This window comes from Paenibacillus sp. NPDC057886 (assembly GCF_042796655.1).
In the GTDB taxonomy this organism is placed as follows: domain Bacteria; phylum Bacillota; class Bacilli; order Paenibacillales; family Paenibacillaceae; genus Paenibacillus.
Window position 1 is genome coordinate 267,534 of the sequence record NZ_JBHVMZ010000004.1, and the last position, 15,730, is coordinate 283,263.

13 protein-coding genes are annotated in these 15,730 nt (G+C 45.1%); 1 reads left to right on the forward strand and 12 read right to left on the reverse strand.

Annotated elements, in window-relative coordinates; translation table 11 throughout:
* Positions 1-176 precede the first annotated feature (176 nt).
* From gndA to zwf, 3 genes are read right to left on the reverse strand one after another with little or no spacing between them, the layout of a single operon-like run.
* The gene (gene gndA, locus ACFVQB_RS15445; protein WP_379440646.1) at positions 177-1,595 is read right to left on the reverse strand and encodes an NADP-dependent phosphogluconate dehydrogenase; all 1,419 of its coding nucleotides are present in this window, start codon (positions 1,593-1,595) and stop codon (positions 177-179) included.
* 59 nt (positions 1,596-1,654) lie between these two features.
* A complete protein-coding gene (gene fsa, locus ACFVQB_RS15450; RefSeq protein ID WP_063563123.1) occupies positions 1,655-2,320 on the reverse strand; it encodes a fructose-6-phosphate aldolase in 666 nt (221 codons plus the stop codon).
* A gap of 33 nt (positions 2,321-2,353) precedes the next feature.
* On the reverse strand, positions 2,354-3,871 hold the full coding sequence (gene zwf, locus ACFVQB_RS15455) for a glucose-6-phosphate dehydrogenase (RefSeq protein WP_379440650.1): 1,518 nt from the start codon (positions 3,869-3,871) through the stop codon (positions 2,354-2,356).
* 112 nt (positions 3,872-3,983) lie between these two features.
* Here zwf and ACFVQB_RS15460 point away from each other — a divergent pair, with 112 nt between their 5' ends.
* The gene (locus tag ACFVQB_RS15460; protein WP_379440653.1) at positions 3,984-4,868 is read left to right on the forward strand and encodes a LysR family transcriptional regulator; all 885 of its coding nucleotides are present in this window, start codon (positions 3,984-3,986) and stop codon (positions 4,866-4,868) included.
* An 89-nt stretch (positions 4,869-4,957) separates the two neighbouring features.
* Here the strand turns inward: ACFVQB_RS15460 and ACFVQB_RS15465 are convergent, their stop codons facing one another.
* From ACFVQB_RS15465 to ACFVQB_RS15505, 9 genes are all read right to left on the reverse strand, one after another.
* The gene (locus tag ACFVQB_RS15465; RefSeq protein ID WP_379440656.1) at positions 4,958-6,964 is read right to left on the reverse strand and encodes a chemotaxis protein CheA; all 2,007 of its coding nucleotides are present in this window, start codon (positions 6,962-6,964) and stop codon (positions 4,958-4,960) included.
* A 15-nt stretch (positions 6,965-6,979) separates the two neighbouring features.
* Complete coding sequence (locus tag ACFVQB_RS15470; protein ID WP_379440659.1) at positions 6,980-7,405, reverse strand: chemotaxis protein CheW; 426 nt, start codon at positions 7,403-7,405, stop codon at positions 6,980-6,982.
* Between the two features lie 31 nt (positions 7,406-7,436).
* The gene (locus ACFVQB_RS15475) at positions 7,437-9,026 is read right to left on the reverse strand and encodes a methyl-accepting chemotaxis protein (RefSeq protein WP_379440662.1); all 1,590 of its coding nucleotides are present in this window, start codon (positions 9,024-9,026) and stop codon (positions 7,437-7,439) included.
* Between the two features lie 560 nt (positions 9,027-9,586).
* Entirely contained in the window at positions 9,587-10,267 is a 681-nt protein-coding gene (locus tag ACFVQB_RS15480; protein ID WP_379440665.1) for a hypothetical protein, read from the reverse strand.
* Between the two features lie 173 nt (positions 10,268-10,440).
* On the reverse strand, positions 10,441-11,025 hold the full coding sequence (locus ACFVQB_RS15485) for a cupin domain-containing protein (RefSeq protein WP_379440668.1): 585 nt from the start codon (positions 11,023-11,025) through the stop codon (positions 10,441-10,443).
* 117 nt (positions 11,026-11,142) lie between these two features.
* Positions 11,143-12,096 (reverse strand): aldo/keto reductase, encoded by a 954-nt coding sequence (locus tag ACFVQB_RS15490; RefSeq protein WP_379441380.1) that lies wholly within the window; start codon positions 12,094-12,096, stop codon positions 11,143-11,145.
* Positions 12,097-12,223: 127 nt separating this feature from the next.
* Entirely contained in the window at positions 12,224-13,030 is an 807-nt protein-coding gene (locus tag ACFVQB_RS15495) for a helix-turn-helix transcriptional regulator (RefSeq protein WP_379440671.1), read from the reverse strand.
* Positions 13,031-13,127: 97 nt separating this feature from the next.
* Complete coding sequence (locus ACFVQB_RS15500; protein WP_379440674.1) at positions 13,128-14,201, reverse strand: ankyrin repeat domain-containing protein; 1,074 nt, start codon at positions 14,199-14,201, stop codon at positions 13,128-13,130.
* A gap of 203 nt (positions 14,202-14,404) precedes the next feature.
* On the reverse strand, positions 14,405-15,730 hold the full coding sequence (locus tag ACFVQB_RS15505) for an MFS transporter (RefSeq protein ID WP_379440677.1): 1,326 nt from the start codon (positions 15,728-15,730) through the stop codon (positions 14,405-14,407).

Below are 15,730 nucleotides of genomic sequence, written 5' to 3' on the forward strand. Positions count from 1 at the left end.
TCCTCAGATGCGTACATTTTATTACAATTTGGGATACTTAAATTCCAATTATCCTATATTAGGTGATGCATCAACCAATAGCTTCTCATCTGAATAAAAAAACATTCCTGCGTCCGCTCATGACTGAATAACATCATGAACGGGCACAGGAATGCTGAATGATCTCGAATTATAAATTACTCGTTGGTGTCCATCCATTGGAAGTGGAATGAACCTTCTTTGTCCACACGTTTGAACGTGTGAGCGCCAAAGTAATCACGTTGTGCTTGCAACAGGTTCGCAGGCAAACGCTCCGTGCGGTAGCTGTCATAGTAAGACAACGCGCTGGAGAATCCAGGAACCGGAATTCCTTGAGTTACCGCAGCTGCAACGACTTCACGCCATGCACCTTGGTAGGATTCAACAATGTTTTGGAAGTATGGGTCCAGAAGCAGGTTTTTCAGTTCTGCATCCTTGTCATATGCTTCCTTGATGTTTTGCAGGAACTGCGAACGGATGATGCAACCACCGCGGAAGATCATGGCGATGTTGCCGTATTTCAGATCCCAGCCGTATTCGTCTGAAGCTGCACGCATTTGAGCAAAACCTTGTGCGTAGGATACGATTTTACTTGCAAACAGGGCTTTGCGCACATTCTCGATGAACGCTTTTTTGTCGCCAGAGAATGCTTCAACCGCAGGTCCATTCAAGATTTTGCTTGCCGCCACACGCTCGTCTTTCATTGCAGACAGGAAACGGGAGAATACGGATTCCGTAATCATGGACAATGGTACGCCGAGATCCAGCGCGCTTTGGCTTGTCCATTTGCCTGTTCCTTTTTGTCCAGCTGCATCCAGAATGACATCAACCATTGGTTTGCCGGTTTCCGGATCGTATTTGGAGAAGATGTCTGCCGTGATTTCAATCAGGTAGCTATCCAGCTCGCCTTGGTTCCATTCAGAGAAAATTTCATGCAATTCTTCAACGGACACATTCAGCACGGATTTGAGCAAGTGATATGCTTCACCGATCAATTGCATATCTCCGTATTCGATACCGTTGTGCACCATTTTCACATAGTGTCCTGCACCATCTGGTCCGATATATGTGCTGCAAGCATCGTCGCCTACTTTAGCGGAAATGGCTGTCAGAATGGGTTCAACGAGCGTATACGCACTTTCTTGTCCGCCTGGCATGATTGCCGGGCCTTTCAACGCGCCTTCTTCCCCACCGGATACACCCGCACCGATGAAGCGGAAGCCTTTGGCTTCCAGATCTTTGCTGCGGCGTTGGGTGTCAGGGAAGTATGCGTTCCCTCCATCAATGATGATGTCGCCTTCGTCCAAGTGTGGCAGCAGTTGTTCAATGGTAGCGTCCGTTGCTTTACCCGCTTGAACCATGATCAGGATTTTGCGCGGGGATTCCAGGGAAGCAACGAACTCTTCAATCGTAAATGCGCCTGTCAGGTTTTTGCCTTCGGCTTCTTTGAGAAGATCGTTCGTTTTCTCTGGGGAACGGTTAAATACCGATACCGAGAATCCTTTGCTTTCAATATTAAGGGCAAGGTTCTTACCCATTACTGCAAGTCCGATGACACCGATCTGTTGTTTACTCATTATGTCCTCCCAATACTCTTTATATATAGTAGATTAAATCCGAGATCAACAATCCTTTATTATTGAACCGTTTTTTTCCAGTCTGCTGCGAATTTCTCCATGCCCTGATCTGTCAGCGGGTGTTTGGAGATTTGTTCAATGACGGAGAATGGAACAGTAGCAATATGTGCTCCTGCCATTGCTACACGTGTAACGTGGTCCGGATGTCTTACAGAAGCCGCAATAATCTGCGCATCCAGGTTATGTGTACGGAACAGCTCAGCAACTTTGGCAACCAATTGCACGCCATCTTCGGAGATGTCATCGAGACGTCCCAGGAACGGGGATACATAGGTTGCACCGGCACGAGCAGCAAGCAGCGCCTGGTTCACGGTAAAGATCAACGTTACGTTGGTTTTCACACCTTTTTTGGTCAGGTAACGGCAAGCTTCCAGTCCTGCAAGTGTCATTGGCAGCTTGATTGTGATGTTTTTGTCGTTGTTATTAATTTTGATCAGTTCGTCTGCTTGAGCAATCATCTCTTCAGCTGTGATCGCATCCGGTGTTACTTCCGCAGATACGGATTCAACTTCAGGTACCTCACGCAAAATTTCTTCAATGCGGTCTTCGAATTTCACGCCTTCTTTGGCTACCAATGACGGGTTTGTTGTTACACCGGACAGGACGCCGATTTTATATGCTTTTTTGATGTCTACCAAGTTTGCTGTATCGATGAAAAATTTCATATTCAATTACCTCCAAAGGATATGTTTTTTTGGTTACAGATTTGCATTAACAGCCAGAGGAACTTCAATATCATCTTCAACCTGCTGATCAGCAGGTTGATCAAACCACCAGTGGTGCCCTTCGGCTGCGAGCATTGCATCCGACTCTGCTGGTCCATAGCTTCCCGCCGGGTACAAATGAAGTGGGAGCAAATTCTCCTGGAATGCATCCAGAATAGGTTGTACCCAAGCCCAAGACAATTCTACTTCATCCCAATGGGCAAAGAACGTTGGATCACCATGCAATGCGTCATGAATCAAGTTCTCATAAGCCTCGGCCAGATCCTCACGATCTGGTGACAGATCGATATGAACAGGTTTGAACTCCCCTTTGTTTTGCGGGTCACTTGCATTCAGCTGCAGTGTCATGCTCTGGTCAGGACTCATCTCAATCACAAGCAGGTTCGGCTTGGAACCGTTAACGACGTTGGACTGGCCGGATGGTTCTTTGAATTCGATGACAATGCGAGTTGATTTCTCCTTCATTCGTTTACCAGTACGGATATAGAAAGGTACTCCGCGCCAGAAGAAGTCATCAATCTGCAATTTCGCAGCAATGAAAGTATCATTCATCGTATTCTCGGCAACACCCGGTTCAGCTGCATATCCGCTAACGGATTTGCCTTGAATGTTTCCTTCAGCATACTGTCCGCGAATGACGCTTGCACCCACGTTTTGTTTTTGCAGTGGCTGGATGGATTCCATGATGTGCTTTTTCTTCAAACCGACTTTTTCCGAGGTGCTGTTATATGGAAGCTGGATCGCCATCATCATAAGCAATTGCAGCATATGATTCTGGAACATGTCACGCACGGCGCCTACATGATCATAATAGGATGCCCGTTCTTCCACGCCAACAGTCTCATTAGCGGTGATCTGCACATTGGAGATATAACGGTTGTTCCACAACGCCTTCATGATCGGATTGCTTTGATGCAAGGTTTCAAGACGCTGCACCATCGGTTTGCCCAAATAGTGGTCAATCCGATAAATTTCTTCTTCTGTGAACGCCTCGCTTAATTTGCGATTCAGGTCACGAGCCGATTGCAGATCATGTCCAAATGGCTTCTCAATCACAAGGCGTTTCCAGCCCTCAGTTGATCCAAGTCCACTTAGCTGAATGTTCTCTGCAATGGGTTCGAAGAATTCTGGACCAACCGAAAGATAGAACAGACGATTGGAAGGAATGCCAAGCTCCGCCTCTCTTTGTTCAACCAAATTTAACAGCTCTATATAATCTTCCTTATGGCTTATATTCAATACACTGTAACGGAAAGCCTGCACGAATGATTTCACAATTTCAGGTTCAGCCGGGCGTCTGGAAAATTCATTTAATGATTTTTCCACTTGTGCCTGAAAGAATTCATCAGACCATTCTCTGCGTCCTAAGCCAATCAGCGAGAAGGATGCCGGAAGTTTCTGCTCAATGTATAAATTATATAAGGCTGGATATATTTTTCTTTTGGCTAAATCGCCTGTCGCACCAAATAAAATAATGGTCGTTGGTTCCATCTCTCTGTTCTCCTTCCAAGTAACTCTGGTTTCTTTGCTGTAGTTACACTATAATACGTTTTATAGCCATACAAGTAATTAATATATTTCACAGGAGCTATAGACGATATCTATGACAACAAATTATGAATTATATAAGGTATTTTACTGGGCTGCCAAAACAGGCAGTTTGACCCAAGCCGCTAAAGCACTATATATTACTCAACCAAGTGTCAGTCATGCCATCAAACAGTTGGAAGAAAGCTTCGGTCTCACGTTGTTTTACCGGAATTCCAAGGGAGTTGCGCTAACACAGGAAGGTGTGAGTCTGTATTCCTATATTGAACAATCTCAGATTCTGATCTCGCTGGCCGAGGAGAAAATGGCCGCATTGAAGAGTTTAGACAATGGAGAACTAAGGATTGGTGGCAGCGATTCGCTGTTCAAGCATTACATGCTGTCCTATCTGGAAGAATTCCATGTGCTCTACCCTAACATTAAGCTGCATCTAAGTCATGGGACAACGCCGGAAGTCATTACGTTTTTGAAAGAAGGTAAAATTGATCTGGGTGTTGTGCGGATGCCCATTGTTGATCCGCAACTTGAAGTCAGGGAAAGTATCCAGCTCAAAGACTGCTTCGTCGCAGGCGAACGTTATGCTCAACTGAAGGATAAAGTTATGACATTGGACATGCTGCTGGAGCATCAACTGATTCTTTTCTCCAGAAACAGCCGGGTTCGGATGGCGATTACGGAGCTGTTCAACAGCTATGGCTATACACTCAAACCCGAGATTGAGGTCGGCAGCGTGGATTTGTTAATTGAATTTGCACGGCGGGGATTGGGCATATCGTATGTCACCCGTGAATTTATTTCCAAAGAGCTGGAAGAAGGCTCTCTCTTCGAAATTCAGCTGGATGTTTCCCTGCCCCCTTCACATGTGGGCATCATGACCAAGCGAAATATGCCGATTTCCCTGGCAGCCAACCGGTTTATGGATCTTATTTTCAAGCCTTAGCGATCAGCAGGACCAAAAAGAGCCTCACCATCCACTCATGGATGATGAAGCTCTTTTTCTAATTGGTGGTCTCATTTTGTGAGTCTCATTTAATGACTGACCAGATAAGAAGCATCCAATATGATGGCAACCCTGCCGTTTCCCAATATCGTTGCGCCAGACAGATGGTTCATGGCACCGAGATACGTGCCCAACGTCTTAATAACAACTTCCTGATTCCCGATAATCTCATCTACTGCATAGGCCGCAATTTTGTCCACTGAGCGGATGATTACCAGCGGAATAGTCTTCGAACTGCGGTCCGTTCGCGGATAATGCAGTTTATCACGCAGCCAATGAAAGGGTACAATCCGACCGTGATTCAGAATAGCTTGTTGTCCTTGAATGGTCTGAATATCCTCAGGTGCAATCCGAACAATCTCTGCAACATTATACATTGGCAAGATAAGCACACGACCCGATACTTTTACCAGCAAACCCTTGATGATGGCCAATGTGAGTGGTAGCCGAATCGTAAACGTGGTACCTACGCCAATCTCCGTATTAATATCAATGATACCATTCAGCCGACCAATCTGACTCCGAACAATGTCCATCCCTACCCCACGGCCAGATACTTCACTAACGGAAGAAGCTGTCGAGAAGCCTGGTTCGAATATCAAATGAACGGCTTCCTGTACTGTTAAGCGTGCAGCCTGTTCCTCACTAATGATCCCTTTAGCCAAAGCGGAAGCCTTGATCTTCTCACCATCGATGCCTTTGCCATCATCCGAATAACGAATGACGACATGATTCTCTTCATGGAACGAAGTTAATGTAATCCGCCCTTTTGCCGGTTTCCCTTGTTCCGCGCGAATCTCCACACTTTCAACACCGTGATCAGCACTGTTGCGAATTAGATGGATCAACGGATCACTCAACTCTTCGATAATCATGCGATCGAGTTCAGTCTCTCCACCTTGAATAACCAGTTCCAGATCTTTGCCCAGCTTCTGTGACAGATCGCGAACCAACCTCGGAAATCGGCTGAACAGCTGGTCAATGGGTAACATTCGAGTCTTCATTACACCTTCTTGCAACTCCTTGATTACACTGCCCATATGATCTGATACGCCACCGATGCTCTGCAATAGCTGTGAAGGCTCCTGACGTGAACCCGACCCACTAAGATCAGCGAGAGATGTCTGATCAATCAGTAACTCTCCCACAAGATTCATCAGATGGTCCAAACGCTCCACACTCACTCTCACCGTGGGCTGTGCCACCTTCACTTTCTCTTCTGCTACTGGCGTGGTTACGGGTGGTTTCACTGCTCCTGTTTCAGAGGATACTTCTGTTGGTGAAGATACAGCTTGAACCTCATTTGTTTCCAGTAGGTAGGGAACAATCTCCAGCTTATGGATGTCTGAGTCGGTAGACAATTCTGCTTTGAGTTGCTCCTGGTCCTCCGATGTAGCAGCCACGATGATAAATTGACCATAACGATCATCTTCATCATCCGCTGCCAGTGGAGTTTCCACGAGTGAAGTAGTGACAACCGTACCACATACATCTTCAATCCGTTGTCGCAAAATGTGATATCTGGCTGCTTTCATTATGCAATCCTGTTTCAGAACAATCCGGATCGATATTAACTGTTTACCAGATACCACGGCCACCTGTGCCACTATGGATTCCGCTGGCTGCAATGGGATTGCTTTCATTTTCTCCGCAGCTGCCGGTGTATGAATCAATGCCTGTATCTCACGCACAACCGCCCGAAAGTCGGCATAGGCCTCCCCACGGATATACTGATCCCTTAGCACTTTCATGGCGTCCAGAGAGCGGAACAATGTATCAATCAGCTCTGAGGTGATCTCGGGTTTCTTCTCTCGAACCCATTCCAGCGCATACTCCACCTCATGAGTGAGGTCACTTAATTCACGAAAATCCATTGTTGACGCTGATCCCTTGATTGTATGAGCTGCCCGAAACAGCGTCTGGACCAGCTCTACCGAAGGCGAAAGCTCCAGCGCCAGCAAAGATTGATCCATCCGTTCCAGTTGATCATTCAGTTCTTCGATAAAGATATCACGGTAGGCAGATAAATCCATCATTCGTGTATTCCCTCCCTAACCGCCCAATATTTCGTCCAGTTTCAAAATACCAACAAGTTGGTCTTCTCGTTGCCCCACGCCCAGAAAAACACCTTCACGATTACGACCATGACTCCCGGTTGGTGGATGTATTTCGGTGTATGTGGTTACTTTGTTGACTCGATCAACGATCAAACCAATATATTCTTCCTGATAACGTACCACGATAATTCTAGTCGCTCTGGTGTCAGGTTCATCCGGCATACCTAACAAATTACGCAAGCTCATCACACATACTACCTTGCCACGCAGGTTCACTACCCCTTTGATTTCCGGACGGCTGAAAGGGATATCCGTGATGCTTAGCATTTTAATAATCTCGTGAATCTCTTCGATTCGAATAGCGCAAGTCTCTGCACCTACAGATAACTCAATATATTGTTCCTTCTGAAGTGAAGACATCGATTCACCCTCAATTCGATTTAATTATTGATTATTGGGTTTTGAAGGCCGCTGCCGATTCTGACAATTCCTCCGCCAAATGTGCAAGGGACTGACACGTTGCAGCAGTTTCTTCCGACGCAGCAGCGGATTCCTCACTGGAAGACGAGATAGACTCCACGGAACTCATCACTTCTGCAGCCTGAGCCGCTTCTTCCTCACATGCAGCTGCGATTTCATTCACTTTCTGCGAAGAGTTATTGACCATCTCAATAATTTGATCAAAAGCCTGTCCTGTCATGGAAGACTGCTCAACACTTGTAGCTACAGCCTGTACACTTTGTCTCGTATTTTCCTGCATCGCCTTAATGATGGCTGTAATTTCTTTTGTTGCCTCGCTGCTTCGTTCCGCAAGCTTGCGGACTTCATCAGCCACAACGGCGAATCCACGGCCTTGTTCTCCCGCACGAGCTGCTTCGATAGCAGCGTTGAGAGCAAGTAGGTTGGTCTGCTCTGCGATATCGTCAATGACTTCAATGATGTCACCAATTTTACGGGAATCATCTTCAAGCTTGGTCATTTTCATATTCACGGCCTGCATGCCTTCCAGTGAAGTTTGTACAACTTGCCCACCTTCACGAGCGGTCTTCACAGTATCATTGGACAACTCCGCAGCTTCTTCCGCACTTGCAGCAACAGAGTTAATGGCAAGCGAAAGCTCTTTGAACAACTCTGCAATATTCCCTGCCTCACTGGATTGGCTCGTGCTGGTACTTGCAATCTCTTGTGTGCTGGCTGAGATTTGTTCCGACGAAGCGGCAACACTTTGAGAATTTATCACAATGTTGTTAATTAACTCTCTCAGATTATCGACCATGCGGTTCAACGCAGTCGCAAGTTGACCTACTTCATCTTTGGTAGAGATATCTGACTGGAGGGTCAGATTACCGTTGGAGACTTCTGTTGCAAGACCGAGCATCTGCATCAATGGTTTGGAAATTGAACGTGAAATGGCATAACCGATGAAAATACTGAAAATCACAGAAGCAATAACCAGCACAATCGTCACTGTGAATGCCTGTGAATATGCAGACTGTGACTGTGTATTCGCCTGATCAGCTAACCTTGCATTCAGGTTAATTAGCTCTGTAAGAATCTCAACAATCCTGTCCCCTTGGGCTTTAAGCTCGGAATTAAGATAAACACTGAAGGCAGCCAGATCATCCGAAGTAGCCAAAGTAATCGCCCGGTCAAACAAAGTCAAATACCCAGGATACTGCGCATCAAAATTACGGAGTAATTCTATTTCTTCAGGGGTTGTCGCCAGTGGACGATAGATCGCCAAGTGATCATTCACACTCTGACGGACGGAAGCTATGCTTTCGATAATGCGAGTTTCCTCGGCTTTGACCGTTTCGAAGCTCAGATCGCGCACATTCACACGCATCCTCTGATAATCAATCTGTGCGGAGGACAGTTCATGCACCGAGATAAGATTGTTGTTGTACATGTTCTGCATACGTTCATTGGTACTTCTCAGCGTCACCACCGAGTAGACTCCAAGCACTGCAAGGATCATCGACACAATTAAAAATGCTGAAATAATCTTTGTTGCTGTTTTCAAATTCCCAAACCACTTCATGTAAATTCCTCCTAGGCGTCATAGTGTCTAGTTATGTATTTAAACGCTTGTAAATCCCTTCTCATGGTCGCGCCCCAGACAACTTACGATATATTTCGACAGAATAATGACGAATCTGAATAGTGAATTTTTATTTTTATAAATTTTGCACTATTACGAATTTTATTTTAGATATAAAGAATCTACTTTTTATTGTTTTTTATACTTTTCACCTATTTAATTGATTGGAGAAAATTCACATATATGTATTATCAATAATCCTCAATGTACACACGCCTATTACATGATTGAATTTCAATTGATATGTAACTCATATAATTTTTATAAAAATACATTTTCAAAAATGTAGTTCTTCAGTCTGACGAATTTAACTTTTTCTTTAGCTCGTCTCTCTCTTTTCGTTTTAATACATCTCATTACACGACTTAAGTCCAGTTATTTTGAACTCAAACTAATTCTATTATCCCACAAAAAAAATCAAACCCACGTAAAATGAGTTTGATTTCCAATATTATGATCACTATATTATTAACATAAATACCAATTTCAGATTAGTATATTCACTTCACGTACATCTCTTCTAACTCACTTAATCGGCGCGCAATTCGCTGCGGAATGATGACAAACAGTTGGTCCCAAGTCATGAACATGGCTGGTTCCAGCAGAAATTCTTCGAACTCCATGGCAGGTACAAAAGCCTTAGTCTGCAAATAATCCCTTACCTGACCATCGATCTCATCATTGGTTTCGAAATAGCCACGAAACAATTCATTCACCAGCAATCCGTCACATCCGGCTTTGGCACCTGCTGCACTATACAAGTCTGGCAAGAGTTCGAACACAACAGGCAGCGGTGAAAAGGCGTGTTTGCCTGGCTGCGAGTAGAGACAAACATGTCGTCCGACCATATTGGCCCGATCCTTCAACAACCCCCGTAGCACTTTGCCGTGGAAACTGGCTTCACAATCCACGACTTCACCATCATGACCAACGTAAACCCACACATGCTCCATTTCATACAAATGCCCAATCTCGTAATCCCACCAAATCGAAAATTCAATCACATATTGGACTGCCTCAACCGGAAAATGAATTTCCCGCTGGAATGACGGTGAAGGTCCCGGTTGATCCAGAATGGAAACGCCTACAAATTCCGGGTAAAAGGGTTCATTTCGATCAAACATTAATACAGGTGCATAACTCATCGCGGTTTCCAGCATTCCCTGCTCAGTCATGGCCATGGATCGTACCTCCACATTCTTTGAGTATCACTGCTACTGTAACAAACCAATGTTATGCCTATCTTAACAGAGAATTCGGAACGTGTTAATTGGAACAAAATATAAGCCCATAATCGGAAAATTTTCCGGTCACGGGCTTGAAATCGGTCTTTTGATAGGAGAATGTGATGATGTTATCCCTTTGAGTTTTTGGATGACTTGGAAGCTTTGATTGCCTGATCGGAAACAGAATCCACACATCCAATCGGCGGTCCCAAAATAGCATCATTTTGGATGGATGCCACTGCCTTCGCGTACGCCTCCTCATCAATGCAGTATGCACGATGTGCAACTTCGGGTGGTGTTGCAACCAGGAAATCTGCCCCAAGTACAATGTCCGGTGTCGGTTGATCAAATATCGTTAACAGATGCACATCGTCTGTCTCCGCTACAAACCAATGGAACCATCCTTGAGGGAAAATCGATACCTGACCTGGCTTCAAATGATAACTTATTCGCTCGCGCTTAAACGGATCGTAGACGGAGGTAGTGATCTCACCACTAATCAGAATGATCATTTCGGTCACATTTGTGTGCCAGTGAGGCTGAACAATAATGCCTTTGCTCATGTATACATTGAAGAATCCATTCTTGATGGTAGGCAGCTGCTCCCCGAACAACTGGGTAATATAATTGCGCGAGTCACGCTGATAATTTATAACCGCTGTGGAATCGGCCGCCAGTTGAACATTCGGGGATTGCAGAATCGGATTAATCATACCGCTGTTTCCTCCTTATGGGCATACATCTCATTGTAGTACTGTATGCCTTAATAAGCAGAGATAATACCGAGGACAACGTTTCCGCTGCTATTTTTCACACTGCTTAAGCTTATACTAAGCAATCCCGGGATATCTTCCTCCCGCAGCAACTCCTTTGGGAGATATCCGTTCAATCTCTGCCATTTCATCATCGGTAATCGTGACCTGCAAGGCTCCAAGATTCTCGTGAACTCTCTCCAAACTGCGAGTACCAGGGATTGGAACGATATGTTCTCCCTTTCCAAGTAACCAGGCAAGTGCAAGCTGAGAAGCAGTACACCCTTTTTGTTTGGCCAAGTCCTGGATCAGGCGCACAACCTCCAGATTTTTTTCGAAATTCTCACCCTGGAAACGAGGATAATGACGACGGTAATCGTCCTCTGGCAAATCGTCTGCAGATCGGATCTGGCCTGTCAGGAAACCACGCCCCAGCGGACTGTAGGGTACAAGCCCTATGTTCAACTCGCCCAGCAACGGCAATATCTCATCTTCAAGCTCACGACTCCATAATGAATACTCCGTTTGGAGTGCTGTGATGGGATGCACGGCATTCGCACGACGAATGCTTTCTGCCGATGCTTCAGACAAACCGATATAACGAATCTTCCCCTGCTGTACCAGATCGGCAAGTGTTCCCACCGTTTCCTCAATTGGAGTATTGGGATCGGGACGATGCTGATAATAGAGATCTATATAATCCATCCCCAGGTTATACAGACTGGCATCCACTGATTTTTTGATATACGCCGGATCTCCTTTAGGGCCCTGGGTATGTGTTATACCAAACTTAGTTGCAACAATCGCATCGGCTCTTCGCCCTTTGAGCGCACGTCCAAGCAACTTTTCGTTGCCTCCAAACCGCTGCTTTTCATAATCACCGTACAGATCGGCTGTATCGAACATCGTTACTCCTGCATCCAGCGCGCCTTGGATTGTATGTACCGATTCTTGGTTGTCTGGCATCATCATCACGCCCAGCCCAAGCCCGGATACCTGCAAATTATCGCTTCCCAACGTTCTTGTCTTAATCATGTGGTTCCCTCTTTTCGTTAATAGATAGAAAGATATTGAACTTGTATTCATTCTATTTCACGAACAGAGGCCCAACCACAGTCTGTTTATGCTAGTACTAGAATTACCACCCTGATCGTTACTGTCACTCCACAACGGGTATGTACACACAACAATGAATACCTGACTGTTCGTTGAGATTACTCATGGAAAAGATATCATAGGCATGGGCAATGCCATCCGTCCGATCCGTTGTTTCAAGATAGATCCGGTTGACTTTTTTCTGTTTAATTTGGTGCAGGTTCCAAATGTTTTGAAAATCCGTGCTGTCATCGTTCAACTGTTGAACGATTTTGGAAAACTCAGGTTCACCCGGATACTTGTCATAATACGTACGAAAAACGGCTACCGAATGCCGTGCAAATTCATCCCAATTATGCATACGTTCCCGGAGCGTTGCATCTAGAAATAAAATTCGCATCATGACACGGTCGTTCACGTTCATCGAGGAAAAGTCGAAAAGTTTTTCATTCGCTGCCTCATTCCATGCAAGCACTTCAGATCTTTCATTGGTAATAAAAGAAGGGTATGCAAGTTGACTAATGATGCTCTGCCATCCCGTTTCGAGATGTGAATAGGAGGCAGGGAATTCATGCTCTGCATTGGGGTCCCATAAACGAAATAGGTGGTCCTTCTCTTCCTCGCTTAACTGGAGTGCACCCGCTATACTTTCCATCACCTCTCGAGACGCGTTAACCTCTCTTCCCTGTTCTAGCCACGTATAGTAAGTTGCACTGACACCCGCAAGCACAGCAACTTCCTCACGTCTTAATCCCGGCGTTCTGCGCTGTCCATATGTTCCGGTGATTCCGGCTTGTTCTGGTTGAATCCGGCTCCTCCGAGATTTCAAAAATTCACCCAGCGTTTTATTTCGGCTAACACCTGTAGTCATAAATAACCTCCCTTAGATATTATAATCTGGCTCTTTCTTGTTAATTTACATATACATTTGTGAATGAATATTTACTAATTACATTATCCAGACTTAGCTACATTTGATCGAAGAATTCTATGATCTTCTTACCCGGGTCAGCTAAAAACTCCGGGAACGTGCATATATTTCCAATCTCTTGATGTTCCACATCCACGTATCCAATTACTTTTTTACTCGGATTCCACACGATCACAATATGCGAATACTTGTCCAAATCAGCAGATAAACGCAGCAACTTCTGTCTTCCCATCTTCATCTCTACGGTATCCACCAGATTAAATAACTCCACATATCGAATACCTGATTCATTGTTCGGCAGGTCTACCCGGCTTGGCCCTTCATTGAGAAAATGGATAAGTTCCTTTGGCAGCTTGTAAGGCTTCAAATCATGTAATTTATTGCTCAGGTCATGGAATTCCTTCGGTTCGCGAGCCTTCAAATACTCTGCCATTTCTGCGTTCTTCTGACTGATTGCGATCGTATACGCCCGCTCCCCGTCCTTCTCCTGAATAGTCACATCCGCTCCCTGCTCCACGAGAAATTGAACCATCTTCATATTGTTGTTACGAGCTGCTACCGTAAGCGGTGTGGCCTTATAGGGATACACCATATCAGGCTCGTTATAATTGATGTCCACCCCCTCGTCCAGCAAATACTGGACCGTCTTCATGTCGTGATCTGAAACAGCTTTACGTAACGTTTTGCCACCATATTTTCGAATATCCAGTCCGATGTCATTCAGCACTGCGATGTTCTTTTTTTCACCGTAATATGCCTCGTCATAAGCACTCGACTTCACATGATTAAGTCCATTCAATTGGGCTCCATGCTCGTGCAAATATCGAACCGAATCTTCCCCGCCATATCTAACCGCCTTGAGAATCGCTGGATTATCCTTCACGTTCAGGTTCGCTCCGTACTCCACCAAAAGCTTGACCACTGCCTGCTGATTGGTGATCAGGGCAATATCCAATGGTGTCAAAGCTATGTATTTGCTGAGCTTAATCTCTTTTTCGAGATCCATACCCTGTCTAATGAATTCTTCTACAGCGATAACGTCCCCCTTATAAACTGCCATAGCTTCATCAGGTAACGTTTCAAACGTACCTTGATTTCCGATTTTGAACAAAAGTGTAACCTCCCTCAGGTTAAATATCTACACGACTAAAAGCCCCTAATGCTCATTACTTATAGTATACCTGCTCTCCTTTTCATTTGTACAAACCCTCTACCAAAATCATGGTTCCAGTCCTAAAGCTCAAACAAACCAACCCCGAAAACATAAAGTTCCGGGGCCAGCATCATCCTTTAAACTACAACACATCAACTCAATCAATCATGCGCTAAACCCGTTGGGTCTGTTGACACAATATCAATCCCCTTCTCCAACCCCTTAATGGATTTAAGTTGAGAAGTGATTGCTGCAATAGCTATAACAAACACCCCTGCAATAATAAACAACAGCGCAATGCCTCTTCCCGGACCAACGCCGATATATGATCCTACGGTCGAAGCGAGTGCTCCACCTTCCACCAACAGCGGGTTAAAGACACGATCTGCCAAAAATCCTGCGAGACTATAGGATGCAATAAAACCCAATTGCGATAAAATGCCGATGATGCCCCACACCCTGCCTTGTTTCTCGTTGGATATGTTATTGCGCACCAATACATCTGCACTCATGTTGACAAAAGGTAGGGAGGCCAGAAACAGGAAGCCTGCAGAGATAATGAAATAAATATTGGTAGAGAATCCCAAGAGGGAGAATGATAATCCGGACATAATCAGACCAAGAACAAGTATTTTTGAATATTTTTTACTCAGGGTGAACATGCCAATACACAGACTGCTGATCAGCATACCGATCGCGCTCACAGATTGAAACGTTCCAAGCATCCTTGAATCCGAGAATGATAAGATCATAGGACCAATGAGCGTCTCAAGGAATCCCAGATAGAACGTGATGATTGAAATAATAATGACGAGCAGAAGTACGCTTTTATTCGTCGTGACTTCAATCCAACCTTCGTTAAGCTCAGCCAGCCAGGGCTTCCTCTCATCATCAGTTCGCTTTGCTTTAATGCTTTTCCGTATAACAAGCACTGCCAGGATGGCAACCAGATACGTCAACATATTAATGACCAGAATGACTTCAATGGTTGTTATACTGAGCAGAATGCCCGCTATAATGGGCGAAAATAGAAACTTGGATGATTCGGCGAGCTGCACCAGGCCACTGCCCTTTGAATATTGATCTTTATCGAGTAAATCGGTTGCTGAAGCCTTGTACGCCGGACTTTGAATGGCCGAGAACACGGAACTGAAAGCGACACCAGCATACAGATGCCATAGTTCAATCTTCCCCGTCAGGATCATGGTCAAAATAAAAACTAGTCCAGCTGCAGAACCAAGATCACCTATGACCATCATCGTACGCCGGTCAAAACGATCTGCAAGGACCCCACCTATAGGACGCAACAAGATATTAGGCAAAAAGGTAAACAGTGTAATCAGCGCCACAGCTGTCGCCGTATGGGTTTTCTCAAATGCGTACACACCAAGGGAGAATGCCGTCATTCCGATCCCCATTGTAGATATGAGCTGCCCGAACCATACTATCAGAAATTTGCCAAATGACCTGTGTTCCGTCTGTTTCAT